Origin of the sequence: Solwaraspora sp. WMMA2080 (assembly GCF_027497395.1) — a bacterium.
Classification (GTDB): domain Bacteria; phylum Actinomycetota; class Actinomycetes; order Mycobacteriales; family Micromonosporaceae; genus Micromonospora_E.
Map to the genome: position 1 here is coordinate 3,379,927 of NZ_CP114910.1, position 25,497 is coordinate 3,405,423.

Annotated in this window: 24 protein-coding genes and 1 pseudogene; 9 read left to right on the forward strand and 16 right to left on the reverse strand. The window is 66.5% G+C overall.

All coding sequences use genetic code 11. The features are described 5' to 3' along the window. Window positions 1-39: 39 nt before the first annotated feature. The 4 genes from O7543_RS15370 to O7543_RS15385 all read right to left on the reverse strand — a co-directional run bounded on the left by O7543_RS15370 (window position 40) and on the right by O7543_RS15385 (window position 1,754). Window positions 40-765 (reverse strand): GPP34 family phosphoprotein, encoded by a 726-nt coding sequence (locus tag O7543_RS15370; protein ID WP_281553191.1) that lies wholly within the window; start codon window positions 763-765, stop codon window positions 40-42. Beyond that, window positions 762-1,019 (reverse strand): flavin reductase, encoded by a 258-nt coding sequence (locus tag O7543_RS15375; protein ID WP_281553184.1) that lies wholly within the window; start codon window positions 1,017-1,019, stop codon window positions 762-764. Before O7543_RS15375 ends, O7543_RS15370 begins: the two co-directional genes overlap by 4 nt. Next, complete coding sequence (locus O7543_RS15380; protein ID WP_281567118.1) at window positions 1,016-1,273, reverse strand: hypothetical protein; 258 nt, start codon at window positions 1,271-1,273, stop codon at window positions 1,016-1,018. Before O7543_RS15380 ends, O7543_RS15375 begins: the two co-directional genes overlap by 4 nt. A 64-nt stretch (window positions 1,274-1,337) precedes the next feature. After that, window positions 1,338-1,754, reverse strand: a complete 417-nt coding sequence (locus tag O7543_RS15385) for a DivIVA domain-containing protein (protein WP_281553182.1) — start codon at window positions 1,752-1,754, stop codon at window positions 1,338-1,340. A 250-nt stretch (window positions 1,755-2,004) separates the two neighbouring features. Here O7543_RS15385 and O7543_RS15390 point away from each other — a divergent pair, with 250 nt between their 5' ends. Continuing rightward, window positions 2,005-2,439: an NUDIX domain-containing protein gene (locus O7543_RS15390; protein WP_281555423.1), complete on the forward strand. Its 435-nt coding sequence runs from the start codon at window positions 2,005-2,007 to the stop codon at window positions 2,437-2,439. Here O7543_RS15390 and O7543_RS15395 read toward each other — a convergent pair. Genes O7543_RS15395 through O7543_RS15405 form a run of 3 tightly spaced genes read right to left on the reverse strand, consistent with a single transcriptional unit; the run spans window position 2,426 to window position 5,228 of the window. Further along, on the reverse strand, window positions 2,426-3,499 hold the full coding sequence (locus tag O7543_RS15395) for an NAD-dependent epimerase/dehydratase family protein (protein ID WP_281553190.1): 1,074 nt from the start codon (window positions 3,497-3,499) through the stop codon (window positions 2,426-2,428). The two genes, O7543_RS15390 and O7543_RS15395, sit on opposite strands and share 14 nt — an antisense overlap. Beyond that, on the reverse strand, window positions 3,496-4,239 hold the full coding sequence (locus tag O7543_RS15400) for a hypothetical protein (protein ID WP_281553189.1): 744 nt from the start codon (window positions 4,237-4,239) through the stop codon (window positions 3,496-3,498). The genes O7543_RS15395 and O7543_RS15400 overlap by 4 nt, the downstream gene beginning before the upstream one ends. Continuing rightward, on the reverse strand, window positions 4,239-5,228 hold the full coding sequence (locus O7543_RS15405; protein WP_281553188.1) for a radical SAM protein: 990 nt from the start codon (window positions 5,226-5,228) through the stop codon (window positions 4,239-4,241). Before O7543_RS15405 ends, O7543_RS15400 begins: the two co-directional genes overlap by 1 nt. A 203-nt stretch (window positions 5,229-5,431) precedes the next feature. Here O7543_RS15405 and O7543_RS15410 point away from each other — a divergent pair, with 203 nt between their 5' ends. Continuing rightward, a complete protein-coding gene (locus tag O7543_RS15410) occupies window positions 5,432-6,205 on the forward strand; it encodes an aminotransferase class IV family protein (RefSeq protein WP_281553187.1) in 774 nt (257 codons plus the stop codon). A gap of 63 nt (window positions 6,206-6,268) precedes the next feature. Continuing rightward, window positions 6,269-7,198, forward strand: a complete 930-nt coding sequence (locus O7543_RS15415; protein WP_281567119.1) for an SUMF1/EgtB/PvdO family nonheme iron enzyme — start codon at window positions 6,269-6,271, stop codon at window positions 7,196-7,198. Between the two features lie 73 nt (window positions 7,199-7,271). On the opposite strand, the gene O7543_RS15420 is transcribed toward O7543_RS15415, so the two are convergent. The 4 genes from O7543_RS15420 to O7543_RS15435 all read right to left on the reverse strand — a co-directional run bounded on the left by O7543_RS15420 (window position 7,272) and on the right by O7543_RS15435 (window position 8,983). Further along, entirely contained in the window at window positions 7,272-7,994 is a 723-nt protein-coding gene (locus O7543_RS15420; RefSeq protein WP_281553185.1) for a GPP34 family phosphoprotein, read from the reverse strand. Then, the gene (locus O7543_RS15425; protein WP_281567120.1) at window positions 7,991-8,248 is read right to left on the reverse strand and encodes a flavin reductase; all 258 of its coding nucleotides are present in this window, start codon (window positions 8,246-8,248) and stop codon (window positions 7,991-7,993) included. Before O7543_RS15425 ends, O7543_RS15420 begins: the two co-directional genes overlap by 4 nt. Then, complete coding sequence (locus tag O7543_RS15430; RefSeq protein ID WP_281567118.1) at window positions 8,245-8,502, reverse strand: hypothetical protein; 258 nt, start codon at window positions 8,500-8,502, stop codon at window positions 8,245-8,247. Before O7543_RS15430 ends, O7543_RS15425 begins: the two co-directional genes overlap by 4 nt. Before the next feature lie 64 nt (window positions 8,503-8,566). Next, window positions 8,567-8,983, reverse strand: coding sequence for a DivIVA domain-containing protein (locus O7543_RS15435; protein WP_281553182.1), 417 nt, complete (start codon window positions 8,981-8,983; stop codon window positions 8,567-8,569). A 1,031-nt stretch (window positions 8,984-10,014) separates the two neighbouring features. On the opposite strand from O7543_RS15435, the gene O7543_RS15440 reads away from it, so the two are divergent. The 4 genes from O7543_RS15440 (at window position 10,015) to O7543_RS15455 (ending at window position 13,490) form a co-directional block, all read left to right on the forward strand. Next, the gene (locus O7543_RS15440; RefSeq protein ID WP_281553181.1) at window positions 10,015-11,292 is read left to right on the forward strand and encodes an IS4 family transposase; all 1,278 of its coding nucleotides are present in this window, start codon (window positions 10,015-10,017) and stop codon (window positions 11,290-11,292) included. Beyond that, window positions 11,255-11,485, forward strand: a complete 231-nt coding sequence (locus O7543_RS15445; RefSeq protein WP_281553180.1) for a hypothetical protein — start codon at window positions 11,255-11,257, stop codon at window positions 11,483-11,485. Before O7543_RS15440 ends, O7543_RS15445 begins: the two co-directional genes overlap by 38 nt. 11 nt (window positions 11,486-11,496) lie before the next feature. Further along, window positions 11,497-12,798, forward strand: coding sequence for a hypothetical protein (locus tag O7543_RS15450; RefSeq protein ID WP_281553179.1), 1,302 nt, complete (start codon window positions 11,497-11,499; stop codon window positions 12,796-12,798). A 146-nt stretch (window positions 12,799-12,944) separates the two neighbouring features. Beyond that, window positions 12,945-13,490, forward strand: coding sequence for a 2'-5' RNA ligase family protein (locus O7543_RS15455; protein WP_281555422.1), 546 nt, complete (start codon window positions 12,945-12,947; stop codon window positions 13,488-13,490). Between the two features lie 428 nt (window positions 13,491-13,918). Here O7543_RS15455 and O7543_RS15460 read toward each other — a convergent pair whose 3' ends face one another. After that, complete coding sequence (locus O7543_RS15460) at window positions 13,919-14,485, reverse strand: hypothetical protein (RefSeq protein WP_281553178.1); 567 nt, start codon at window positions 14,483-14,485, stop codon at window positions 13,919-13,921. A gap of 480 nt (window positions 14,486-14,965) precedes the next feature. On the opposite strand from O7543_RS15460, the gene O7543_RS15465 reads away from it, so the two are divergent. After that, window positions 14,966-15,583, forward strand: a complete 618-nt coding sequence (locus tag O7543_RS15465; RefSeq protein ID WP_281553177.1) for a hypothetical protein — start codon at window positions 14,966-14,968, stop codon at window positions 15,581-15,583. Window positions 15,584-15,900: 317 nt separating this feature from the next. After that, window positions 15,901-16,099, forward strand: a pseudogene (locus O7543_RS15470) (aminoglycoside phosphotransferase); the annotation flags it as partial. Between the two features lie 332 nt (window positions 16,100-16,431). Here the strand turns inward: O7543_RS15470 and O7543_RS15475 are convergent. Genes O7543_RS15475 through O7543_RS15490 form a run of 4 tightly spaced genes read right to left on the reverse strand, consistent with a single transcriptional unit; the run spans window position 16,432 to window position 25,454 of the window. Then, on the reverse strand, window positions 16,432-19,314 hold the full coding sequence (locus O7543_RS15475; RefSeq protein WP_281553176.1) for a DUF3962 domain-containing protein: 2,883 nt from the start codon (window positions 19,312-19,314) through the stop codon (window positions 16,432-16,434). A 36-nt stretch (window positions 19,315-19,350) separates the two neighbouring features. Continuing rightward, a complete protein-coding gene (locus O7543_RS15480) occupies window positions 19,351-22,869 on the reverse strand; it encodes a signal recognition particle (protein WP_281553175.1) in 3,519 nt (1,172 codons plus the stop codon). Next, window positions 22,862-24,019: a hypothetical protein gene (locus O7543_RS15485; RefSeq protein ID WP_281553174.1), complete on the reverse strand. Its 1,158-nt coding sequence runs from the start codon at window positions 24,017-24,019 to the stop codon at window positions 22,862-22,864. The genes O7543_RS15480 and O7543_RS15485 overlap by 8 nt, the downstream gene beginning before the upstream one ends. Next, window positions 23,991-25,454, reverse strand: coding sequence for a PD-(D/E)XK nuclease family protein (locus tag O7543_RS15490; protein ID WP_281553173.1), 1,464 nt, complete (start codon window positions 25,452-25,454; stop codon window positions 23,991-23,993). Before O7543_RS15490 ends, O7543_RS15485 begins: the two co-directional genes overlap by 29 nt. Window positions 25,455-25,497: the final 43 nt, after the last annotated feature.

The following is a 25,497-nucleotide window of genomic DNA, read 5'->3' on the forward strand; positions in this document are numbered from 1 at the left end:
CGATCTTTCAAGGGGATGCAGCAGGGTTAGTGGGGAGGGTCAGCGGCGGCGGTGGGCGGCGCCGTCGAGGCGGTGGCGGGCGATCGTGAACAGTTCGGCGATCTCGGCCGGCAGGCGGGCTGCGGTCTCCCGGTGCAGATGACGGCGGGCCGCCGCCGGCAGGCCGGTGAGCACGAAGTCGTCCAGCCCGGTCACCAGACACAACCCGCCCAGCCGCGCCTCAAAAGCCGGCAACGGTTCACCGCGCTGTAGGCGTACGGTCAGACGGGCCCAGGCCCAGGCGGCCCGGTTCATGTCCGCCGGCACATGGACCACGGCGGTGGTCAGCAGCCGGCGGCGTACCGTCCGGGGCCGGACCACGCCCGCCGCGGTCAGCCGCCGCGCGACCTGGCCGTGCGCCCGCGGCGCCAGCAACGCCAACCACGTCCCCACCCGCCGGTGCCTCGGCTCCGCGTCCAGCCAGCGCAGGATCCAGCCGCCGAGCACGTCCACCGGCACGTGCCGCGCGGCCAGCCACAACCGGCCGTCGTGCACCCGCAACGCGCCCGCGTCGACCAGGTCGGCCAGCAGCGCGGCGGCCAGACCGTACCCGACCGGCCCGGCCGGCAGACGCGGCCGACCCGTCACATCATCATGCGCCAGCAGGAAGAACTCGTCCGCCAGCAGCGGCGACCGGCCCCGTACCGCCGCAGCCGGCACCGGCACCCCACCACCGGAAGCAACAGCGGCGGCGGCCGTGGTGGTCCGGGTGCGGTAGACCGTCATGCCGGCCCCCGCCGCCGCGCCCACGCGATGAACCGCGCGTACGTCTGCTCCGGAGTCAGGCCGGGCAGGTCACGGGCGGCTTCGGCGGCGAGCTCGGCCACGTACATGCATCGGCCGATCCGGTCGAAGCTCGCCAGCAGCTCGGCGCGGGCCGGCTCGCACGGCCACGGCCGGCGGCAGGCCCGGCACCGCCACGACGGACGCCACGCCACATGCCCGACCCGGCCCACCACGGCCACCACCCGCGCGGTCACCGCCCGACCCGCCGCCGGGCCCGGCCGGGCCACACCCAGGTCCGCCGCAGGGTCGCGGTCCGCGCCGGCTGCGGCGCCCACCGACGCCCGGCCGCCTCGACCTGCGCGGGCAGCAGCCCGCCGGTCGGACACGCCGGGCAGGTCAGGGTACGGCCGCAGCCGGGACACCAGCGGTGCCGATGCCGACACAAACCGAACCCGACCACCGCGCCGACCAGCAGCGCGATGATGGCGGCGAGCACCACATCCAGCATCAAGCTACCCCTCCCCCTGCATCGTCCACTGTGTTCACCTGCCGGCGGGCCGGGGTCGACCGGATCAGGCCGGCATCCCGGCCTGGAACTGCCGCGACTGCCAGTCCCGCAACGCCTGCTTGATCCGCACGTTCTCGTCCCGGGTGACCGCCAACTCGGCCCGCACCGCCGCCAACTCGTCGGCGACCAGGTGCAGGAAGGCGCGTACCTCGGTCGGGTCACAACCGCGCCGGGTGCGGACCGGGAACCGCCGGTCGCGGACCAGCCCGGGGCTGATCGACGGCCGCACCACGCTTGCGCCGTAGTAGAGGTGGGTGGCGGAGTTGCCGCCGTGCCGGGCCGGCGGACGCGACCCGCCGCCGACGCCAGCAGCAGCCGGAGGCCGGGCGGGCGGCCGGGTCTGGTCGGCGAGGCTGGCGAGCAGCCGGGCCTGCCGCCGAGTACGCCGAGGGAACAGGACACGGTCGAGGAGTCTGCGCACGGGTGGGACCGCCCTTTCGAAGGTCACGGGATCGCCGCTACATCGCGGTTCGGTGGGGAAGGTGGGATGGGCGGCCCGACCCCGAACGGGGGCGCGGAGGTCGGGCCGCCCGCCCTGCGCACGCAGCCACAAACGGCGAGTACGCCCACAGGGCCGCTGGTACGGACATCCGACGGCACACGTCGCCGAACGCCGGGATCGACGCCACCCTTCTTCAGGGCAGCAGTAGGCTGCTCGGGTGGCAGAACGAGTGGATGCTCGGATTGCAGGCGTGATCTTGGTCGATCCGGCAGGTCGAGTGTTGTTGCAGCTCCGTGACGGCAACACCCACGTAGACCCGCACCGCTGGTGCTTGCCGGGCGGGAACGTCGACCCAGGCGAGGACCCACTGACGGCCGCTCACCGCGAGCTGATCGAGGAGACCGGTCTCAAGGTGGATGAGCTGCACCTGTTCTGGCAGGGTCTCGCCCCGTCGGCGAAGTTTCCCGGCGCGGTTGGCGAGTTCTCGATCTTCTACGCGCCAACCGACGCCACCGACGAGGATGTGGTCTGCGGGGAGGGTGCCGCGATGCGATTCGTGGCCGGCACCGACGTGCGCGCCTTGGAGTTCGGCCAGGCCTACGGCGAGATCGTCCCGCGCTTCCTGGACTCTCCGCTGTACCACGAGCTGATCACCGCCGGTTGACCCACGTATCCCGGTTGACCTCGTACATCTCGGCCAGGATCGCCTCCACGTCGTAGCTGTACCACCAGTTCGGGTAGTGACTGGCGAACTTCGCCGTGCTGCCGACCCACCAGATGTGGTCACCGATCCGGTTCTCCTCGTGATATTCGGTGATCATCTGCTCGCCGGTGATCTTCTCGGCGAGTGCGGTCGCCTCCATCAGGCTGACGTGTGAGTGCCTGCCGCCGCCCATGTTGTAGATCTCGCCTGGGCGTGGTGCGCGGAAGAACGCCTCGAACGCGGCGACCAGGTCATGGGAGTGGATCGCGTCGCGGACTTGCTTGCCCTGGTACCCGAAGATTCGGTATGTGCGTTGCTCCATGGCGCAGCGCATCAGGTAGGCCAGGAACCCGTGCAGCTCGGCCGCTGCGTGCGCTGGTCCGGTTAGGGTGCCGCATCGGAACGTGGCGGTGTTGAGGCCGAAGTAGCGGCCGTACTCCTGCACCGCGATGTCCGCTGCGACCTTGCCGACGCCGAAGATCGAATGAAGGCACGAGTCGATGGGCATCTCCTCGGTGATCCCGTCGGCGTATTCGTGGCCGGGTTCGATCTCCCACCGGGTGTCCAGCTCGACGAGGGGAAGCTGGTTGGGGCGGTCGCCGTAGACCTTGTTGGTAGAGGTGAAGATGAACGCCGCGTCCGGGCAGTGGTTGCGGGTGTGTTCGAGCATGTTGACGGTGCCGACGGCGTTGACGTCGAAGTCCGTCAACGGTTCGCGTACTGCCCAGTCGTGGCTTGGTTGGCCGGCCGCGTGCACCACCACGGCGATACTGCTGCCGTAGTGGGCGAAGACCTTGCCGAGCGCCGTGCGGTCGCGGATGTCGTGCTCCAGGTGGGTGTACCGGTCTCCGAGCTCGTTGATCAGCTTGATGGCGTTGGGCAGTGTGGTGCCGTCCTTGCCGAAGAAGTACCGGCGCATGTCGTTGTCGATGCCCACGACGTCCAGGCCGAGGCTGGCGAAGTGGCGTACGGTCTCCGACCCGATGAGTCCAGCCGAGCCGGTCACGATGGCGACGCTCACGCAGTGACACTCCGTTCTTGGTAAGTGGTCCACATCCGGATCTGCTGCCGGGCGTGGTCGAGGTCCGCCGGGAAGTTGATGTTGTGCCCGGCGGGGAAGCCGATCGGCGCGACGAGCGCACCGCGCGGGATGCTCCAGGTGATGTAGTCGGCGATGCTGGTCGATCGGGCCGCGAAGTCCGGCGCATCGGCGACCATGCGTCGTGTCCAGTGCCATGCGCCCAACGGCACCAGGCCGGACGGTTGGGCGCTCCAGCTGACGGCGGTCACGAGTCCGCTGTCGTCGACCACGACGGCTGGTCCGTTCGGGTTGGCGCTGGCTGGTGCGACGCCCATGCACAGGTCGGCGTGCGGGCCGAGCCGGTCGGCGAGGATGAGGAAGTTCCGGAGGGCACCGGGATGGGTGATCGTGTCGGCCTCGATCACGCTGAACCGCTCGCCGTAGCGAGCGCAGTCCACTACGTCGGGCAGGTAGCCGGTCGGCGGGCCGATGCTGATCTCCACCGGTTGGAGGTGCCTGCAGGCAAGCGCGGCGGCCTTCGCGTCAGGCTCGCGCAGGTGCAAGTACAGCCGCGTGGGCCGGACAGATTGAAGCTCCTGCAAGATCCAGCCGAGGATCGGACGGTCCCCCACCATTTCGATGGTCTTGTGCTTGCCTCGCGCCACCGCCTGTAGCCGAGTGCCGAAACCACGGGCGAGGATGATCACCGGGTGGTCGACCACCATCACGGGAAGCGCCATCACGACCTCCCAGCTTCGGTGAGGAACACCGAACCGCCCGCCGTCAGTCCAGCCTGCGCGATCACGTCCATGACGTACTCGAAGCCGGATACCTTGCGCTCCTTGCCGTAGATCAGGTACTTGTCGCGGAACTCGGCCGGGGTGGCGTTGAAGACGATCACGTTCGCCCCGGCGTCGAACCCGCGGCGCTGACCGCCGTCGACGCTGGCGCGCATGGCGCTGACCGAGGGGATCGCCCATGCCGGCTGCGCGAGCCGCATCGCTGCGATCACCTTCAGGGTCAGCTCAACGTCCCCGGCGGGTGCGTCAGCCAAGGGGGTGTCCGGCGCGGGGACGAACGGGGCCGCCGACATCATGTGTACGCCCATGTCCCGGCACATCACGATGTCCCGCGCGATGCTGTCCAGTGTCTGGCCGGGCAGGCCGACGATCATCCCCGAGCCGACGCGGTAGCCGAGGTCCAGGAGGTCCGCCGTGCACGAAAGACGCCGGTCAAGGGCCTCGTGTCGCACCCGTAGGTGCAGGTTCGGATCGGAGGTCTCGTGCTTGATGATGTAGCTCGTCGCGCCCTGCTCACGTAGCCAGGCGTACTCCGCACGAGTCTTGTTGCCGAGATTCAACAGCAGTTCCACTCTGCCGCCGTACAGGTCGGCGATCGTGGACAGTGCTGTCCCGACCGATCTGGTGGTCTGCGGCACCTCGCCACCTTGCAGGCAGATCACGTTGACGCCGAGGGCGTGCACGCCGACCGCCGTCTCGATCATCTCGGCAGGTGATTGGTGGAACACGTCGTTGGCGCGGGTGTTGGATCGACGCATCGGGCAGAAGTCGCAGTCGACTCGGCACAGGTTCGTCACCTCGATAACCGCGCGTACTACCACCTGGTCGCCGTACACGTCGGCGCGGACTGCGCGGGCCTGGGCGAACAGCCCTTCTCGTTCGGAGCCGCGCAGGGTGAGCAGGGCTCGGATGTCGCGTTCGTCGAGCAAGGGACTCTCCTCTTCATCGGGCGCGGTGGCGCGGAAAGGGAGCTACCGACGTCATGGACCGGTCGGCCGTAACGGGGCGTAGCCATACTCGCGCCCCTCGGAAGCATCGGGGAATGTCGTTCTGCCACCTCGGTGCCGAACTTCTGCCGAACTTGGCAGACCCAGCAGTGCCGGGAATCGGAGCAATGCGAGAGACTGGCACCATGCTGCTGAACGGCCGGCCGGTTGATCTAGATCAATTGAAGATCCTCGGTCTCTCCAACTACGGTCACTTCACGTCCATGCGAGTGGACGGCGGCCGGGTGCGCGGCTTAACGCTGCACCTTGACCGGCTGACGAGGGACTGTCGCGTACTCTTCGGCGCGGAACTCGATCGAGACGAGGTACGCAGCTATGTCCGGCAGGCGGTGGACGGTTCTGCCGAGTCGATCGTTGCCCGAGTCACGGTGTTCGACCCGAATCTCGAACTTGGGCATCCCGCCAGCGCATCAAGCCCTCAGGTGCTCGTCACGACGCGCCCGGCGTCGTTGGTCCCGCCGCCGCCGCTGACGCTCACCACCTGCCCGTACGACCGGGACGCTCCAGCCGTCAAGCACATCGGCTTGTTCGCGACGCTGTACCACCGCCGGCAGGCTCAGCTCGCTGGCTTCGATGATGTCCTGCTCGTGGACGGCGAGGGCTTCATTTCCGAAGGGGCGACCTGGAACATCGGCCTGGTCGAAGGCGACGAGATCGTGTGGCCGCAGGCACCCGTCTTGCCGGGAATCACGATGGCGCTGATTCAGCAGGAGCGTGCGGGGCTTCAGCGCCGCGTCAACCTGGCGGAGCTGGATCGTTACACCGCAGCGTTTGCCACCAACGCTGCTGTTGGAGTCCGGGATATCGTCGCGGTCGACGCGGCCCGATGGACCGATACGGTTCCGCTGATCGAGCAGATCCGCAAGGAGTACAGCGCCATCCCCGGCGAGCCACTCTGACAAGCTTCGCATCGAAACATGCAGCGACACTTGACCGGCGGCGAGGAAGTGGAGGAGTCGCAGGTGGCCACCGTACGTCAGTGGTCCGGCAGGGAGGTCCGGGCACTACGCGAAGCGCGCCGGATGAGCGTTCGCGAGTTCGCCGAGCACCTGGGCGTGTCAGACCGCATGGTGTCCAAATGGGAAGCTGGCGGTCAAGCGATCAAGCCACGTCCGATGAACCAGGCGGCACTCGACACCTCACTTGAGCGTGCCGGTACTGATGCGCAGGCACGCTTCGCGCTGCAGATCGATGCGTCAGTCATCGCATCGATACCCGAGCAGGCTCCGTCGCCCGAGACGGCGCATGTGCGTCATCCTGCGGACGGCAAGGCGATGGCGCTGGTCGACGCAGGTGTGTACCTCAGCGGCGCGAACAACGAACCAGTCTGGCTTCCCGCCTTCTACATCGACGTCCGTCCCACGACGAACGCGGACTATTCGCGGTTCATCGACGCGACCGGCTACAAGCCTCCCGGCCACTGGCCAGGAGGCATCTGTCCCTCGGAACTGGCCGACCACCCAGTGGTCTTCGTGACCTGGAAAGACGCGAGCGCCTACGCACGCTGGGCGGACAAGAGCCTGCCGAGCTCGCAGCAGTGGGAGAAGGCAGCGCGTGGCCCGACCGGCAGCGTCTATCCCTGGGGCAACCAGCCGACCCCTGCCAAGTGCAACGTCCGCGAAGGCGGCATCAGGGACACCACGCCCGTCGGCCGCTACCAGAGCGGAACGAGCATCTACGGGGTCTTCGACCTGTGTGGCAACGTCTGGGAGTGGTGTCGGACGGAGACGACACCGGGCCGCTTCGAACTCAAGGGCAGCGCTTTCACCAGCGGCTTCGAGCGAGCCACACCCTCGAACTTCAACGACGCCGACGCCTCGATGCTCGACGACGACACCGGTTTCCGCTGCATCGTGGTGGCCGACGCTATGCAGGCAGTACTGGCCGTCTGACGCGCAGTTCGTGCCCCAAAGGACTTCCGGCCGCAAGCGCGTCAGAGACAAGCAACAGATGGGTGTCCTAGCGTCAGCGGCGGTGGGCGGCGCCGTCGAGGCGGTGGCGGGCGATGGTGAACAGTTCGCTGATCTCGGCCGGCAGGCGGGCTGCGGTCTCCCGGTGCAGGTGGCGGCGGGCCGCCGCCGGCAGGCCGGTGAGCACGAAGTCGTCCAGCCCGGTCACCAGACACAACCCGCCCAGCCGCGCCTCAAAAGCCGGCAACGGTTCACCGCGCTGTAGGCGTACGGTCAGACGGGCCCAGGCCCAGGCGGCCCGGTTCATGTCCGCCGGCACATGGACCACGGCGGTGGTCAGCAGCCGGCGGCGTACCGTCCGGGGCCGGACCACGCCCGCCGCGGTCAGCCGCCGCGCGACCTGGCCATGCGCCCGCGGCGCCAACAACGCCAACCACGTCCCCACCCGCCGGTGCCTCGGCTCCGCCGCCAGCCAGCGCAGGATCCAGCCGCCGAGCGCATCCACCGGCACGTGCCGCGCGGCCAGCCACAACCGGCCGTCGTGCACCCGCAACGCGCCCGCGTCGACCAGGTCGGCCAGCAGCGCGGCGGCCAGACCGTACCCGACCGGCCCGGCCGGCAGACGCGGCCGACCCGTCACATCATCATGCGCCAGCAGGAAGAACTCGTCCGCCAGCAGCGGCGACCGGCCGCGTACCGCCGCAGCCGGCACCGGCACCCCACCACCGGAAGCAACAGCGGCGGCGGCCGTGGTGGTCCGGGTGCGGTAGACCGTCATGCCGGCTCCCGCCGCCGCGCCCACGCGATGAACCGCGCGTACGTCTGCGCCGGGGTCAGGCCGGGCAGGTCGCGGGCGGCTTCGGCGGCGAGCTCGGCCACGTACATGCATCGGCCGATCCGGTCGAAGCTCGCCAGCAGCTCGGCGCGGGCCGGCTCGCACGGCCACGGCCGGCGGCAGGCCCGGCACCGCCACGACGGACGCCACGCCACATGCCCGACCCGGCCCACCACGGCCACCACCCGCGCGGTCACCGCCCGACCCGCCGCCGGGCCCGGCCGGGCCACACCCAGGTCCGCCGCAGGGTCGCGGTCCGCGCCGGCTGCGGCGCCCACCGACGCCCGGCCGCCTCGACCTGCGCGGGCAGCAGCCCGCCGGTCGGACACGCCGGGCAGGTCAGGGTACGGCCGCAGCCGGGACACCAGCGGTGCCGATGCCGACACAAACCGAACCCGACCACCGCGCCGACCAGCAGCGCGATGATGGCGGCGAGCACCACATCCAGCATCAAGCTACCCCTCCCCCTGCATCGTCCACTGTGTTCACCTGCCGGCGGGCCGGGGTCGACCGGATCAGGCCGGCATCCCGGCCTGGAACTGCCGCGACTGCCAGTCCCGCAACGCCTGCTTGATCCGCACGTTCTCGTCCCGGGTGACCGCCAACTCGGCCCGCACCGCCGCCAACTCGTCGGCGACCAGGTGCAGGAAGGCGCGTACCTCGGTCGGGTCACAACCGCGCCGGGTGCGGACCGGGAACCGCCGGTCGCGGACCAGCCCGGGGCTGATCGACGGCCGCACCACGCTTGCGCCGTAGTAGAGGTGGGTGGCGGAGTTGCCGCCGTGCCGGGCCGGCGGACGCGACCCGCCGCCGACGCCAGCAGCAGCCGGAGGCCGGGCGGGCGGCCGGGTCTGGTCGGCGAGGCTGGCGAGCAGCCGGGCCTGCCGCCGAGTACGCCGAGGGAACAGGACACGGTCGAGGAGTCTGCGCACGGGTGGGACCGCCCTTTCGAAGGTCACGGGATCGCCGCTACATCGCGGTTCGGTGGGGAAGGTGGGATGGGCGGCCCGACCCCGAACGGGGGCGCGGAGGTCGGGCCGCCCGCCCTGCGCACGCAGCCACAAACGGCGAGTACGCCCACAGGGCCGCTGGTACGGGCGTCTCGGCGGCTCATGTTCCGCCGAACGCCGACAATCGGGAGCACTCCCGGGTTGCGTGCGGTGGCCGACGGTGCCGCGTGCACCGGCCCGGCCGGGGTGTCGATGGGGATCGCCGAGGTAGCGCCGATCGGCGAAGGAGCAGCTGAGCGCCGCTCCACGGGATCGACGCCACCCCGGCGGGTCTCCCGCAAAGGCCGAGCTGGGGCACGATTTCGGCATGCCCGCACGTCAGTTCGAGCCGCACTACCGGCGCATCATGGCCGACATCCGGCAGCGCATCCTCCGGCACGACCGGGGCCTGGCCGTCGGGCAACCTGGGCGGCACGCACCGCTTCCAGCATCACAACCCCCTTTCCGGGTACGTCCACTGTGTTGGCCGGTAGGCCTGGGCTTCTGCGCGGGGCCTGCCGCCGCTGGTCACGGGGGGCTTCCGGCGGCGGCAGGCCGCGTCGGGGTCCGGCAACGTCAGCGGTACGGCGTCTGTGCCGAACCCCGCACACACCGTGGCCGATGACTGGCCGCCTGCGGTAGGCGTCCCGCCCGGGACGGGGCGACGCTCCCCCACTACTGGAAGGGATGCTTCCCGTTGCGGAAACCATCCCCTGCCTCCCCTCTTGACATTGCGTCGTTGACGCATTCCCTGGCAGGGACAGGAATTGCTCGACGCAGATGGTTGAAGGCGGCATTCACCAGGTGGGATACTGTCCAAAATCGATTACCGCCACAGGCAGTTCGCGCCACCACGCATCAGATCGTGCGCCACACATCGGGGGTGTCATGCAGAACCATCCACTCACCGCAGCACGCGAACGCCTGGGCCCAATGCTGTTAACTTAGTGTGGGTGGGGTTATGATCGCTGGTCGTGGCGAGGGTTGAGGAGCGGGTCGCGGAGGAGTCGCGGGTTCGGTTGCCGGATCTGGTGGGTGTGGGGGTGTTGACCGCGGCGTTTCCGCCGGAGGTGGTCGATCTGGTGGTGGAGCGGTGGGACGCGCGGGAGCAGCGGTCCCGGTTGTTGCCGGCTCGGTTGGTCGTCTACTACGTGATCGCGTGTGTGTTGTTCATGGACAGCGCGTATGTGGAGGTGTGGAACAGGCTGTTGTCGGGGTTGTCGTGGGCCGGGCGGTACCGGACGCGTCGTGAGGTGGGGATGCAGCCGACGGCGGCGGCGTTGACGAAGGCTCGGGGGCGGTTGGGTCCGGAGGTGCTGGAAGGGGTGTTGGAGACCTCGTTCGGCGGGTCGGTGGTGGGGCCGGAACAGGCGCCGTGGGGGTACTTCCACGGGTTGCGGAAGGTGGCTGTCGACGGGTTCTGCCTGAACGTGGCGAGGACGCCGGAGAACGTGGCCGCGTTCGGGTCGCCGTCCAACGGGCAGGGCCCGGTGGGGTATCCGCAGGTACGGGTGGTGGCGTTGGCCGAGACGGGTACCCGTTGCCTGCGGGGGGTGGCGCTCGGTGGTCTGGGTGAGGGCGAGCAGCCGCTGGCCCGGACGCTGTGGCCGCTGCTCGGGTCCACCGATGTGGTGGTCGGTGACCGTAACTTCCTGTCGTACGAGGACCTGGGGGCGATCGCCGCGACCGGCGCGCACGCGGTGTTTCGGGTCAAGGCGGGGGTGGACCTGCCGGTGTTGCGCCGGCTGGCGGACGGCTCCTGGATCTCGCGGATCGCCGATCCGGTCGCGGCGCGCCGGCTACGGCGGCGGAAGGTCCCGCCGGCCGAGATTCCCGGTATCGAGGTACGGGTGATCGAGTACACCGTCGAGACCGAACCCGACCAGCACGGCGAGTACGAGGTCAGCGAACTGTTCTGCCTGGTCACGACCCTGCTCGATGAGCGGGCCTATCCGCTGGGGGACTTTCCCGACCTCTACCGCGACCGGTGGCGGATCGAGACCGCCATCGGAGAGGTCGAGACCCGGCTACGCGGCGGAGCCGACGTCGTGCTCCGTTCCCGTAAACCCGACCTCGTCCGCCAGGAGGTGTACGGGCTGCTCTGTCTCTACCAGGCCATCCGGCATCTGATCGTGGCCGGCGCGGAACAGGCCGGCCTGGACCCGGACCGGATATCGTTCACCCGCGCCCGCGATGCCGTCGCCCGTCACGTCAGTGACGACGCGGCGTTTTCCCCCCGAACGACTGGCTGAGCTCGTCCACGACGTCATCTACGAGATCACCGACCCGCGTAACCTGCTTCCCGCCGAACGCCGGCCACGCAGCTTCGCCCGCGAGCAGCGCCAACCCGGCCGCCGCTACCCACGCCAGAAAGACGAGTACAAGAAGCCGCTACCACCCCGCACGAAGATCAGGCTCTGGGTCACCACCAGCCAGGACCCATAAAGTTAACAGCATTGCGCCTGGGCCTGACCCGCCGGCAACTCGCCGACGCCGTCAACAAGATCCTCTACCCCGATCCCGGACAAGCCGCCCACAGCGCCTTCACCGCCAACTACCTAGGCAAACTCGAAAACGGCAAGATCCGCTACCCCGCCGAGGACTACCGCACCGCGCTGCGCATCGTCCTCAACGCCGACACCGACGACGAACTCGGATTCCGCAACCCCCGCGCAGTGGTACGGCAGGATGCTGCTGTTGTCGAATCGGAGATCAGTGCCGTCTCCGGCCACAGGAGAGTTGTGCCCGCTGCCCGTAGCGTCGGTAGTGCCGAAGGGCTGGTCGAGCAGCCCTCGGTCATCCTGGCCCGGATTCGCGAGAACAACGACGCGAGCGTCAACCACGCTCTACTGGACACGCTCGATCTCTACGTTTCGGATGTCGTCGCACGTTACGAGGAGGAAGGGCCACTCGCGCTCGCCACCGACGTGGTGCGGCAGCGACGCTGGGTGCAGAGCCTCATCCCGCTGCGGATGCAGCCCCGGTACAGCGCCCGGCTGCTCACCATCGCCGGGCAGCTCTCCGGGCTGCTCAGCTACATGTCGGTCAATCTCGGCCGGTTCAGCTCGGCGCGGGCCTACGGGATCGAGGCGTTCCAGCTCGCCGACTACGCGGAGGACCGGGAACTCAAGGCATGGGTCCGGGGCACGCAGAGCTTCGCCGAGTTCTACGACGGGCAGTACCGCAAGGCGCTCGCCTACGCCGTGGACGGCCGCCGATTCGCTGGCCGTGGAGCACAGGCGGTACGCCTCGCCGTCAACGGCGAGGCACGCGCGCACGCGAAGCTCGGCCAGACGCAGGAGGCAGAACAGGCGATCGGCACCGCCTACGAGGTGCTTTCGGACCTGTCGCCCGAGCCCGGCATGAGTTCGTGTGTCTCGTTTGGCCTCTACAGCGAGGCACGGGTGGCGTCGAACGCCGCAACGGCGTACCTCGCGCTGGGACGCACCGAGCAGGTTCTCAACCTTGCCGGCCGCGCAGTCACGATCGTCGACACGTCACCGTCCGTGTGGAGCCAGGCCCTGGTCCGGCTGGACCTGGCGACCGCGCTGGTAGACGGGGACCGACCTGACGTCGAGCAGGCCGCCGACATCGCCCGCCAAGCCATGCGAGCCTGCCAGGACAACCAGATCGAGTCGATACGTCAGCGAACCCGCGACCTCGCCACGATGGTCAGTGAGAAGTTCGACGATCCCTGCGCCGAGTCGTTCGTCGACGAGGTGCACACGTGGCTCGGCGAAGGCCGAGGGAACCGATGACCGCGCAGCCCGAAGCACTGGACCACGACCGCGAACGCCCCTGGGCCGACCAGGAGTGGGCGCAGTTCCGTCAGGTACAACGGATGGTCAACCACTGGGACCGCCCGGGATGGACGCCTGGCCGACGCTCCTACCACTGGCTGGTGATGCTCGGCCACGTCCCGGCCCTCACCGCCATGGCGGCCCACTGCCAGGAGCAGTTGCGCGACCTACCTCACCTCGACCTGGTTCCGACGGCCAGTCTGCACATCACGATGCAGCGACTCGCCTTCACCGACGAGGCCGCACCCGATGTGGCCGCCGCGGTGGTCAACGACGTACGCCGACGCTGCGTCGGCTTCTCCCCCATCCCGATCGAGATCGGCCCGCTCGCCGGCTCGCCCGGAGCCGTCCGCTTCAGTGTCGGTCCGCCGGAGCCCGTCCGCAGGCTCCGTGACCTCATCCGCGAATCCATCGCCGAGGTTTGCGGCCCGGCTGCCCTACCCGAACGGGCGGGCGGGTTCGTCCCGCACGTCAGCATCGCTTACCACAACACGTCAGCCGACGCGCAATCCCTCATCCGGCGAGTTGCCAGCCTTCGGCACCTCCGCCCAGTCGCGGCAGTCATCCAATCCGCCGACTTGGTCGAGCTGCGCAGGGAAGGCCACCAGTACATCGCGTCAAAGCACACCGAAGTCTTGTTGATCGGCTGATGGCCGGATCAGCCGGAGGGGTTCACCGAGTGGGCGCAGACAGCGGCGATGCACCAGATCGTCGCTCAACTCGGCGTCGCTGCCAGCGACACCTGGGCCTGCTGCGGCTGACCAGCAACGCCGTGTACGCACTCCCCTCAGCCGGCCTCGTCATCCGCATCACACGATCCCACGCCCTGCACGACCGAGCGCTTAAGATCACCCGCCATACAACCTGGTTCGCAGGAGTCGACACCCAACCATCGTCCTCGCGCCCGACATCGAGCAACCGGTACGGATCGACGACCTCTCCGCAACCGTGTCGCGACTCGTTACGCCACCCGCAGCCCTGTTGTAAGCCGTTGTCACACTGACCCTGACGCCAATGGTAGACGACTAGACTCGGAGAGTTCGATACACGAAGATGCGAGACCGCCTGTACGTCGGCGTCAACGCTGTGCCATCAACGTCCGTATTAGCTCCGAGACAGCCTCCATTGCGGCATCTACCTTGCGTACGGCGTCGGCCATCGCCACTTCACCGTCGGCCAGGCTAACGGGACCTTCTTGGAACATCCTCGCCCGAACGCCGAGCAGGCCTACCGCGCCAATGGCCTCGTGTGCATCGAGCGCGAGTCGGCGAACCCGGTCGTCCAGGATCAGCCTGATCGACTTAACCGCCTGGCTAGTCTGACTCAGATCGATTTCGGTACCCTCCGGCAGAAGCATCCCACCGTATCCGTGCTCGGTGTGCTTCGCTGCACGCATGTCGGCATGATGGGCTTTTGCGGCTTCCCGTGCCAGCAGCCACAATCCATCGTATGCGGAGATCAAATTCTCCAACTCGAGCGTACGACGTCGGTCGCTGGCAGCGTCGCGCCTGTCCTCTTCGCGCAGCATCCGCTCGTGCGCAGTCCGTCGTCGATCCTTCAGCCAGTCGGCCAGCACACTGACCAAGACACCGCTGATCGCTGCCATACCGGTTAGGGCTGCCGTCAAGATAGCCGTGTCGGTCATCCCTGCAACGTACCGGCCCTTGGCAAGCACACTGCGGGGTAGGACCTCACTTGGCAAACCTGTCGACTGGAAGCAATCACAGACAGTCATCGCCGGGCCGCCAACGGTCTCTTGACCTTCCCGCAGGGAGCCTACGGTTGTCCCCACCGGCAGCCGCAGTGTCCTCCCCTTAGCTTAGTGGATAGGGACAGCGCATGAACGCCGACTCCCAGGGCCCGCGCGGCCAACCAAATGGCCATCTTGAGTAAATTCGACCATCTCCGCCACCTTTGGCCACCCCGTCCGACTCTACGTTAATAGCACCAAACCAGGAGGTCCGTCCTATTGGTCAGTTCTTTTTGCAAGCCAAGCACATCGGCGTGTATTTTGCTAAGTAGCCCTGATAGCATCTTGCTCCTTCGCGCCCAACGTGAGGGCATTGCGGCAGGGCCCATCATGAGCATGATCCACACTCCAACGCAGCCCTTCAGGAGGCAGTCGGTGACACTAACCGCCGAAGAGATTGCCAGCGTATGGACTGACTACAGAAGGATCACTCGGTTTTTCTATAGCGCACAGATAGCTTTCAACAGAGAAAGGATCCTCTTGGAGTCGCTCAGCCTAAAGGAACCAGAGCAGACGAAGGCTCGCGTACCATTGACAGGCGGAAGCTATAGGTTCTACCTGGCGGACCACCTGTCGGCACTGGCAGACGTTCGCGCCCTATGCAGCGCGGTCCTAACGCAGACATACACGCTGGCCGAGACTGCCGCGCTCGCATCCTTTAGCCCACCCGGAGACTCTCGTAGTGCCGGCGGAATTGAGGTATGGGGCGAGAAGCTATTGAAGGCACAAGGCAAGGATTGGAATGCGCTCGCCTGCGGCAAAGCTGGCGTCGTAGAGGTCGCTGTTGCACGTAACCTATCCGTACACGGAGACGGCCGAATCGGCATTTCCGATGCGAGACGACTACGCGAGGCTGGAGTGATCGGCAAAAAAGAAGGCGAAGAGATTCCCTTGACCGTCGAGACAACCACAGAGTACAGAGGAAGACTAAAAGATCTCCTGAACGAGGGCGGAATATTAGAACGAAACCGAAACCAAGGGCTGTCGGCGTAATTATCTATATGCTATCGGGTCGACAAGCCATCTGATAGGCGATCCGCCGAGGCCGCGTTCGGATACGCCCGACTTGTCCGGCACACGGTGCAGCACTCGTGCCGCGATCTACTTACGCAGCCCTCCAGTTGGCCCGCGTCAGCGAACAAGCCCGGCAGCTCAGCTCGCCACGCATCCTGGACCGCATCCACAACCTGCGCCGGGACCTGAAGCGCCATGAGCACGTGTCCACCTTCGCCGGCTTCTCCCGCACTGTAGCTGCGGTAGGCGTGGGCACCTGATGACCGGATCGGCGCGCACACCAAGCCCTCACTTCGGCGTACGGCTACGACGTCACCACCGACCCCGCCTTGGCCGACCCTCCGCGAAGCCCGCGAACTCAAGATGATCGCCGCTGCCGTACCACTGCTCGCCAGCACACCCGGCGTCGCCAACGAGTTCGCCGTCCGTCTGACCTCCGCTCGCGACAAAGACGACACCGTACGCTGGACCCCCTTCGCCGACCTCACCAATTGACTTGGTGAAGAGGATGCCGCATTTCCGAGACAGAGTGGTCATGCACGTGTGGAGATCTGCCGCTGACTACGCAAGGCCGGCTGCTTGCCACTACCTCGTCGCCTCCTGAGTTAGGGCAGCGCTTTTGACGTGCTCGCGGCTGATGGTGCTCACCCGCCTCACTCGCAGCGAGCCTGTCCGTGACCGGCACCATCCCGCGGCTCTGGCTCACCTCGCGGTCGCCGTCTGTGCGCGGGCCCGATGGATACGCCAAGCGACCTTGATGTAGACCAGGCTGGGCACCTCAAGCGGACTGAGGCACCCAGCCATTTGTCCTTTCGTTCTGACAGGGTTCAGAGATCGAAGTCGAAGGCAAGTTGAATATCGCCTTCTGGTTCTGGTTGATCGTCTATTCTATCCTCATCGTCTTCAAGGTTCTCCTCGGCAGGTAGAGCATACTGGTTGGCGAGTCGTGCGACGTGCATGATCAAGGGCCTGCTGAGTGCCGACCGGTAGTCGTCAAAGCAGTGGCGTTGCTGGTGCAGAAACCCGGCCCAAGTTGCAGGGTCTTCGCCCTCGGGGTACGCGGCGACGACGAACTCGAGCAGTTCGGCGTTCCACGCGCTCTTAGAAGGGTCGAGATAGTTCCTCGCGTCTTCCGCCCTTCCGTCCCCTACAGAATTTCCGTCCAAGAGGCCGGGAGTACGGACCTTCGCCGGGTTTTCCTTGTAATGAGGCGTAAGTTTGGCTAGGTCGATGACGACGGAACTGTGGGTAGCCGGCTTGTCAACCGTGCTGTAGTAGACGCGCGCCTGCCCGGTGTTCCCGTTCCCGTCGTCGTGTCGCCACAACCCGTCGGAGATGCCGATGCTGTCGCCCTCGAAAGCCCATGACTCAGGGGTTTCGTGGCGTTCGTTGCCGCAGATCCGCACCAGCCTCATTCTCTTGCCGAAAAGGCTGATCTTCTGAGGTCGCAATTCGCCGAGCTGGAGTTGGTCGGGCAGCATATGAGCATTCTGTACCGCAGTGAGGCGATACCGGATGTTGTGGGCTTCGGTTAGGATAAGGGTCTGCGTGTTTCGGAACCGCGTTAGGGTGCTTCGAATGAAGGCAGCGAGCCGCTCTTTCTGTTCATCTTCCTTGGCAGGACTGGCGTGGTAGTTCGTGCCGGCCAGGGTCTTGAGCAGGGTCGGGTAGGGCACCCAGTCGGCCATGCCTTCAGCTTTGCCCATGATGTGCTTTTGACCGGGCCGGATCAGGATGGCGATAGGGACGAAGATCTGATGGGTGTTGGTGTCGTCGTTGCGCCTTTTGACGACCCAGAATGCGAGCTGCTCGAGGTCGTCGGGGATGGCGCTCTTGAGACGATGTTGCGGGACGAAACGGATGCCGAGCTGACGTAGGCAGTCGTCCCAGGCGGCTTCGGCCCGGTGCTGGTTGCTAGCCTCTTCCTTGTCGAAGTCCTTGCCGGGGAACTCGTCGGGGCGGATGAACTGGCTGACTATGTCGGCATCGGCACAGCCCATGCGGATCGCAAATTTCGGGTCGGTGGTGCGTGCGTTGAAGGCTTTCGCGCCGTCGAGCTCGATGAGGGCGAGTTGCAGGGTGTCACCGACTTCTTCGGCCAGATCTTTCATGGCGGAAGCTACCAGCTTCCGGCGCGTGGCGACGGCATCGTCGTGCTTCCGGCCAAGCCGGGGAACGGAGCCCTCGCCGAGCGCTGCGCCGAGCCTGCCAAGAGGACGGGCGTGGATCGTGAGGGTGAGGTCGCCGATGTCCCACGTCCAGGTGTCATTGCTGGCGGGTTGCTGATGGGGCAGATCGAGTAGTCGTTCGACGGTAGCGAGCAGGCGGTCTCGCATTCCCTTGCCGTCGCCCTGGTAGAGCAAGACGACGGAGAGCCTGCCGTCCACTGCGGCGGACAGTTGCCGGCGCCGGATGAGCGCGTTCGCCTTCGAAATTTCATTGTTCGCGGCGTGGGCGGCTTCCTGCCTTTCGACGAGCTGGGCGCGCTCGGCGTCGGTGTGGTCCTTCTTGTCCTTCGGGACGCTTTCGAGCTTGGTGAGACTCCGGCTCGCCTTGCCGCCGATGAGCACGCGGGTCAGGGGATGGTCGAGATCGAAGTCGGGCTGCAGGCACTGACCGATCCAGCGGATGAGGCGGCTGCGTTCGGCTGGCATTATTCCGGTGCCAACCTGGTGGTCGGGGCCGCGCATGGTGGTGTGGTAGGTGACTGCGGCAGTAACGCCGTCCCGGCCGAAGAGCCAGGCGTCCGACTTGCCGGCGAGCTGCTCGGCTGCCGGAAGGTTGTCTAGTGCGCCGATCCGGTTGAGGATCTGTTCGGTGCCGCCGTTGCGCCAGCCCATCTCCCGGGTATCGCGGTCCCAGACCAGGTGGGCGACTGCGAACTTCTGCGATGTCGGTGCGTCGGTGACGAACGGGCTGGTCGACTGGAGAAGAGTGGAGGCTCCCCAGCGGCCCTTGGTTTTCAGCTCGCCGCTGGTCCAACGCCGGATGCCGGTGTCGACGTGCAGTCGCAGGGTGGGGTCGAACGCCTTTGTACGCAGCGCGATCTTGATCGTGGCGCTGTAATACCAGGTCCGGATGTTGCTGCCTTTGCCGGTGTGGTGTTCCAGCGGCGGCCAGGAGACGAGTTCGGCGTAGCCGTTGGCGGGATTGGCCGCGACTTGCCGGAACCGTATAGATTTGCTGCCGTGCTGGTAGGACTGGCCCGCGATTCTAGCTGCGGCGTAGTCAGGCAGCAAGGTGAACAGGTGAGGCTGCGGCACAGCGGTGTTGCCACCGGAGAGTTCGTGGGCGAGTAGGTCGACGGTCTTCTGCGTCCATTGCAGGATGCCGGAGTCGAGCTTGGTGATCGTCGGCAGGACGAGCGCTTTACCGTCGTCGGTGGTGGGCAGGTCATACAGCCAGGCGTTGATGAAGGTCCGCATGATCGCCGGAGGGAACGGCTTCGCCGCGAATAGCCAGGGGTTGCCTTCGTCGAGGTTGGCCCGGGTCGCGGTGGAGACCAGATCGGGGGCTGCGGTACGCATCAGTGCGTTGAGACGCCCGATTGGCACCTGCTGGGCGCGCGCGCGTGATTCCTCACGCCAGCCGGCGGTGTACAGGTCGAGAATGGGGCGGCGCCAGGAGACGGGGAAGGTAAGCGTGTGCAGCGGGATTTTGAGATCGCGTGCTGCCACGAAGGCTGCGGTCTGGGTGCGGTCGTAGCGCATCGAGGGCCTTTCTGAGCCGGTCCGAGCGTGAGACGGTCAATTCATGTCGCGCAGGGCGCGGTAGAGCGGGTCGTAGAGGGCTTGAACCAGCGATCGGTCGATCGCCGTTTGTGCCGACTCGGGGTCGAAGTAGGGAGCGAGTTCGTGCAGCATGCTGGCGAGCAGGCTGGTCGCTGGGGTGTCGTCTCCGGTGAAGCCGGCCTCGCGGGGTGAGAAGGCTCCGTCTACGAAGTAGACACGGGCGGCGACGCCACCGCGCACGAGTCGTCCGATGACCTGCCAGATGACCACGAGCTGGTCCCAGGTGAAGGCCGACTTCTCATCGGGAGGCAGGCTGGTCCAGGACAGGCGGCGGGTGAGGAAGCGGTGCCATTTGCGGGCGGCTTCGGCCCGGAAGCGCAGTCCGGCGTCGTCCGGGCTGCCAGCGGCCAGAGCGGTCTGGGCGAAGCCGCGGCCTGGGCCTCGAACTTGGCGAACCGCCCAATCGTTGATCGCCTGGGTGGCCAGGGTGATGTCATCGGGGCGGTGATGCGGACGGGCGAGGAAATACACGCTGCCGATGGCGGCTTTGCCGCCAGGAACCACGATGTTGTGCCCGCGCTCGACGGCCAGCAGCGGCGCGATCAGCAGCTGCCCGCCGATGTCGGGAAACTTGGTCAGCTCGCCGCGGCGAAGGTGTAGCTGGCTGGTGTCGGCGGGCAGGTTGCTCCAGGAGTGGTCAAGGTCGGTGTCGTCGGATACCAGGACCGTGACGTTGCCGGTCCACTCCGGCAGGTTGTTGAGGTAGTGCCCGGCACGTTGTGCCTCGGCGTAGCTGCCGACCAGCAACAGGATCCTGCGGCGTTGCGGGTCGTCGATGTCGTCCAGTTCCTGCTGCAGCAGCGAGGTCGCACCGGCCAGGCTGCGGTCAGGTACGGCCAGTTGGTGCAGCATCTGCTCGAGCTGGGCGGGGCGCTGCCGAGGGTCGGTGCCTGACAGCCTCAAAGCGGTGGTGACGCCGGGTGGGTAGAGGAAGAGCTTGCGGAAGGTGCTCTTCTTGATGGCGGAGACCTCGTGTTCGTGGGGCCGCAGCACGGCGTCGACCTGAGCGTGCAGGTGGTAGCGGCTGGAGGTGCCGGCCCAGCTGGTGGCCGACATCAGCAGCACATGCGGACCGGGCCGTTTGTCTACGGCAGGGATGTCGGCCAGCTCCAGCAGCAGCTCGCGGCCGACGCCATTGCAACGGAAGAACCGCAGTTCACCGCTCTGGTCGCCGTCCTGGTTGCGGTCGCCGGCCTGGAACTGAAAGCCCAGCACATTGCCCATGGGAGATTCGGGGACCACCGGCATGTAGTCCTTAGGCGGGCGGCGCGACAGAACGTTGGAGGTCGAGTCCAGGTTGAGCGCAGCTTCGACGCGAGGCCACAGAATAGTCATGCGGTCAAGACGATCGTGCAGGACTGCTAGGACGAGGGTGAATTCGAAGCGGTGCAGATTGGCGTCAAGATCACCGGCGACGGAGGCATTGTTCGGGACGAGCTGGCGCAGCAATTTCTTGAGTCGCTCACGGCTGAACTCGCGAACGAATACCCCACGGGGGGCGTGCAGCAACTCGGTCGCCATCGCCACGAGCGCGTTGACCAGCTCGGTGAGCGTATCCTCGGGACCACGCCCACGCAACGGGGTCAGCGGCGAGTCGCGGAAGCTACCGAGAACGGTGTCGACACGCTGGAGCTCGGCCCGTTGGGAAGCAAGCTTGTCCTCGTCGGGGGCCATGTCATGATCATCATCGTTGCGGTTGCGCCTGCGCAGATCGGGGAACCACTCATTGATCAGCCACTGGTGCAAGGTCATCGCGCTGAAGTAGTCCTGCGTGATCCATCGCCGCAACGGCTCGTCGTTAATCAGCATAGAGTAGATCCGGTCGGTAGCCGTGATGACCGTGTTGAGCGCGTTGTTCCAATCGTCGGTCTCGTCACTCGACAACTGCAGTCGACCCTGCGCGGCCAGCTCGGTGAGCTTGTGCTTGCCGACCTCGTCGAGCCACGACTCCGAACCACGGGCCACCAGCGTCGCCGCCGGCGCGAACGCGGTGTCGAGCTGCATCTGTACCCGGTCTGCCTCATCGACGATGATTAGGTCGCTGCGACGGCAGGCCAACTCCAGGTAGCGCATGTTCTCGTCGTTGAGATGGTCGGGCACACGACTGTGGACCAGCGATGCCGGCGTAGCGACCCAGATCTGCGCGTCGACCAGGTCGCGGGCCGCGCTGTGCCGCGGGCACGCAGTCCATAACGGGCATCCATGACGTTTCGGCCTTGCCGGCTTACGGCGACGCCGGAACCCCGTGCTGGCGGGGTCGGGATCGGGATCGTGCTCGATCTCGGCCTTCTCGACATCGTCAGCGTTGTACAAGCCGGTGCATGGCGCGGCAGTAATCGCCAGCGCCCGGCGTGCCTCGAACCCCCGTAGGGCGTCGAGCGGGCAGGCGCTCGACAGGTGCGCGAAACCGGGGTTGTCATGATTCAGCATGGTTTGTGTCGCAGACTCGCTGCGCCGGTGCAACCGCTGGATGTTCCGTTCGAGGGTGGACTTTCCCAGGATCGGCGCGGCGTGCACCCCGAGGCGGCGGAACTGTTCGGTGATGGTCAGCACCTCGGCGACGTCACCGACGACGATCGTGGTCCGGCGTCGGTCGGCCAGGTGCTCGCGGGTGGCGAGTTGGAAGGCCAGAATGTCGCGAATCGTGGATTTGCCCGCGCCGACCATGCCGACCAGGTTCATTAGCCTGTCGATGCGCAGCCGGGGATGGGTCTGGAACGCCCCGGCTGCTTCGTCGCGCAGCAGCAACTCGACCCGCCGTAGACGCTTCTTCCAATCGTTGGACTTGCCCGACGTGCGGTTCTTCGCCAGATCCGCAGCCTTGGCGGCGAGCTCCAGCGCGTCCATGGCATCGGCGGCGGCTTCCAGTTCGGCCATGGTGACGGTGATCGGTTCGCCTTTGCCTGCCGGCACCGCACCGATGTCATGCCTGATCCAGGGCTTGAGGCCGATCAGGTCGGGGGGGATATTCACGGAGTGGCGCTGGTCGCGGACGTAAAACAAGTGGTCTCCGGCACCGGCGATGGGCAGCTCGCGCCGCTCCAGAGGAGGCGGCTGGGTCAGCAGCCGTTCGTAGACGTCCCTGCGGTCGTGCGCGCGCGTGGGCTCGAGCGCTTTGGGTAGATCGTCGATGGTCTCGAACGTGTAGCCGCGCAGCGTAATGTCTATGTCCAGATACATATGCAGCGAGTTGTGCCAGGTGTAGCGGCGGCTGCGGTCCCACAGGAAATGCCGGGCCCGCCGGATCATCAGCCGCGCTTCTCTGGTGCCTACATCGCCGAATGCCTCTTCATACGGGTAGCCGCTGAGCAGCGTCCAGACGTCGCGCACCGGCCGAGTCGGCATGACCTGGGTGCCGAGGTAGATGGCCAGCTCAACGTCGAGCAAGTCACCGATGCCGAACCCGGCAGGTGACCTCCACGCTCCACGGAATTCACCGGCGAGGCCGCTGTGCCAGCTACTGCGATCACGCATCGTCGCCTCCCGCAGAGCCGTTCCTACGCAGCCGAGTCAAGGTGGTTGTCAACATTCGGAGAAACGCCTTATCGCTGAGCAGGGTCACCTGCTCCTTAACCTTTGGCGGGCAGAAATGCTCAAAGACGATCTGGTAGTCCCCTCGGTCGTCGAACCGGTACTGCGGCACCACCAAAAAGGCCCGGTTGTACGGCGGTTCCGGTCGGAACCGGGTGGCGCTGTGCCCGAGCAGGGCCGAGTTGGCCCGGTCTTTCACGTCGATGGCCCAGACCTGCCGGTTCGGTAGCGTGATCCTCAGGTCGTAGGCGTCGCAACCCGGCCACATCTCTGGGACGAGGCCCTTGCCGATGAGCTTCTGTTCCAGCTCGACCTCGGCCAGTCCTGGGCCGGTGATAAACATACGCAGCGGCGCTCGCAGTAAGTACAGCCCGCTGGTCGAGCGATCGTCGATGAACTCTTTCGGGATGGCGTGGGCTTCGCGGCGACAGCGATCCAGCTCGCACTGCCAGGACCGCCCATCGGGTTTTAGCAGGCAGTTACAGCGCGCGCACGTAGCGAAGCGCCCGTCGGTACCTCGATAGGCAGATGGGGCCGGCTCGTAGCACCGGTTCACCGTTTCCAGAACGATGCCCAGCTCAGGATGCTCACCGATCAGCGTCGCCTTGTCGATACCAGTCAGGACCGGCTTGTGGATCAGAAGATACCGGAACGCGGTGTAGGACTGCGGCGATCGTGCCGCCTCGCACTGCGCGAAGACCGTGCGGATGATCTCGTTCTCGAAGAGCTCGGCTGCGGCATCAGGACCGGAGACCTCCCACTCGTAGCACCGCTGTGTGGGAACTCCGGTCCGCGCGTCTACCAAGAACTCATCCAGGTTCTCGGCTTCCGCTGGCAGGTCCAACGGCCAACGTCCGATCGGCTTGGTCGCCGCCCAGCGAGCCATGTCTGCGACGCTGGCCGGTGGCTCCATCTCGCGTAACAGACATTGCAGGACCAAGTGGTTGTAAGCCTTCTGCACCTTATCTGAGTAGATCGGGTCCGGAGACCTGTCGTGACGCGACAGGTTCACCAGGGCGGTCGCAACCATGCGCAGCAGCGTCACCCCGGTGAAGGTGGACAGGTCAGGCCGGCTGTTCTGGGTCGGCACCACTGGCGGTCTCCTGAGAGGACGGCGGCGGGTCCGTTTCCGCCGCGCTGGGACACCACTTATGTACCGGACAGGTACGACAGTTTTTGCCGGGCACCGCAGCGAAGGCGTCATCCTCGCGCCATGGCTGCGCCATCTTCCGCAGGACCGAGTACGCCTCATCCAGCTGCTGCGGGTCCGACGGGTCGAACAGGATGAGATCCGCACCGGTGGGCCGGAGGATCTCAAGTTCGACTCGGGAACCTTCCACGGGCCCGCCTAGCAGGCCACGCCCGAGAACAACCGTGGCGAGCGCGACCTGTGGGAACTCTGCGACGACATCGCCGCTGGGGCGTCGTCGGGTTGTCTTGGTCTCGCGCCATACCCAGACATCGTCGTCTCGATAGACGAGGTCGGGCTTGGCGATCACCAGCGCCTGGGCAGCAGTGTCATGAAAGACGAAGGTTTCTTCGATCCTGAGGTCTGAGGCGTGCTCCTGGAGGGGACACACGGAGGGGTGATGCGCGAGCATCCGCAGACCGACCTCGGCTGCGTCAGCATCGAGTCCCCACTGCCGGTCGTGCCAGCTGGTCTCAGCTGGCATGTCCGAAGGTTGACACGGTCCGTTTGCTATCGCGTGCAGCGTCTCCAGGTAGCGATGGACTGCCTGACCGATGCGAGCCGGAGTTGAGTACTCGTTGGCCTTGGGCAGATGCAAGGTCTGCAAGTGATGTTGGGCCGGGCAGTTGGCGTAGTAGCGAAGGTCGCTGATCGACACTTGGCGTAGCGTCGCACGCCGGTGTGCCCGCAATCCCAGTAGCCCCGGCGCTCGCGCCACTTCCTCGCAAGCCAGCACGAGGCGGCATTTTAGACAATCGCCGCCTGGGCGGCGCTTCTGACCGTTAAGGACCTGGATCGCTGCGCGACGTCCATCCTTTTCATAGAGCGCGGCGGCATCCTCGACGGATCCGTCGAACAGGACGTTTCTCAAGCCTTCGGTTAGGTCGATTTCAGCAACCACAACGCGAGACACTTCTTCGCGTGCCCGGACTGAGAACTTCTTGTCCCACTCATCCGGCCACGACGCGGGACGGCCGTACGCGGCGGTGTAGGCCGCGACCGCAACCTCGGCCTCGCTCCGCCGTCGCTCCAGCATGTTCGCGATGCGAATTAGCCGCAGTTCGCGCATTGCACCGTCGGCCGAGCGGTAGCGGCGACCCCAAGCCCATAGCTCGCGGACACCTTGATCGATATGCTGGACCACCCACCAACGGGCAACCGGCAACATCGATGGTTCTGCCTCGCGGATCGATAGGTAGCGGTGTGCGGCATGCTTAATGAAAGCTGCTAGACCTTCATGAATCGATTGTCTTGTCAGCACCAAGTTCAACGCCTCACCGACCGGACGGCGGTCGAATTCCACGGCGTCCAATACGTCCATGACCAGCCGCACCGGCACTGGAGGCTTATCTCGACGTGGCCAGGCTGCGGGCTTGAGCCCT

What these genes read in the sequence shown, in the direction of transcription:
- O7543_RS15370 (WP_281553191.1), bottom strand. Translation starts at nt 765, where the DNA reads ATGACGGTCTACCGCACCCGGACCACCACGGCCGCCGCCGCTGTTGCT.
- O7543_RS15460 (WP_281553178.1), bottom strand. Translation starts at nt 14,485, where the DNA reads ATGACCGACACGGCTATCTTGACGGCAGCCCTAACCGGTATGGCAGCG.
- O7543_RS15410 (WP_281553187.1), top strand. Translation starts at nt 5,432, where the DNA reads ATGCTGCTGAACGGCCGGCCGGTTGATCTAGATCAATTGAAGATCCTC.
- O7543_RS15475 (WP_281553176.1), bottom strand. Translation starts at nt 19,314, where the DNA reads ATGCGCTACGACCGCACCCAGACCGCAGCCTTCGTGGCAGCACGCGAT.
- O7543_RS15400 (WP_281553189.1), bottom strand. Translation starts at nt 4,239, where the DNA reads ATGGCGCTTCCCGTGATGGTGGTCGACCACCCGGTGATCATCCTCGCC.
- O7543_RS15430 (WP_281567118.1), bottom strand. Translation starts at nt 8,502, where the DNA reads ATGCTGGATGTGGTGCTCGCCGCCATCATCGCGCTGCTGGTCGGCGCG.
- O7543_RS15480 (WP_281553175.1), bottom strand. Translation starts at nt 22,869, where the DNA reads ATGCGTGATCGCAGTAGCTGGCACAGCGGCCTCGCCGGTGAATTCCGT.
- O7543_RS15380 (WP_281567118.1), bottom strand. Translation starts at nt 1,273, where the DNA reads ATGCTGGATGTGGTGCTCGCCGCCATCATCGCGCTGCTGGTCGGCGCG.
- O7543_RS15455 (WP_281555422.1), top strand. Translation starts at nt 12,945, where the DNA reads ATGCTCGGCCACGTCCCGGCCCTCACCGCCATGGCGGCCCACTGCCAG.
- O7543_RS15420 (WP_281553185.1), bottom strand. Translation starts at nt 7,994, where the DNA reads ATGACGGTCTACCGCACCCGGACCACCACGGCCGCCGCCGCTGTTGCT.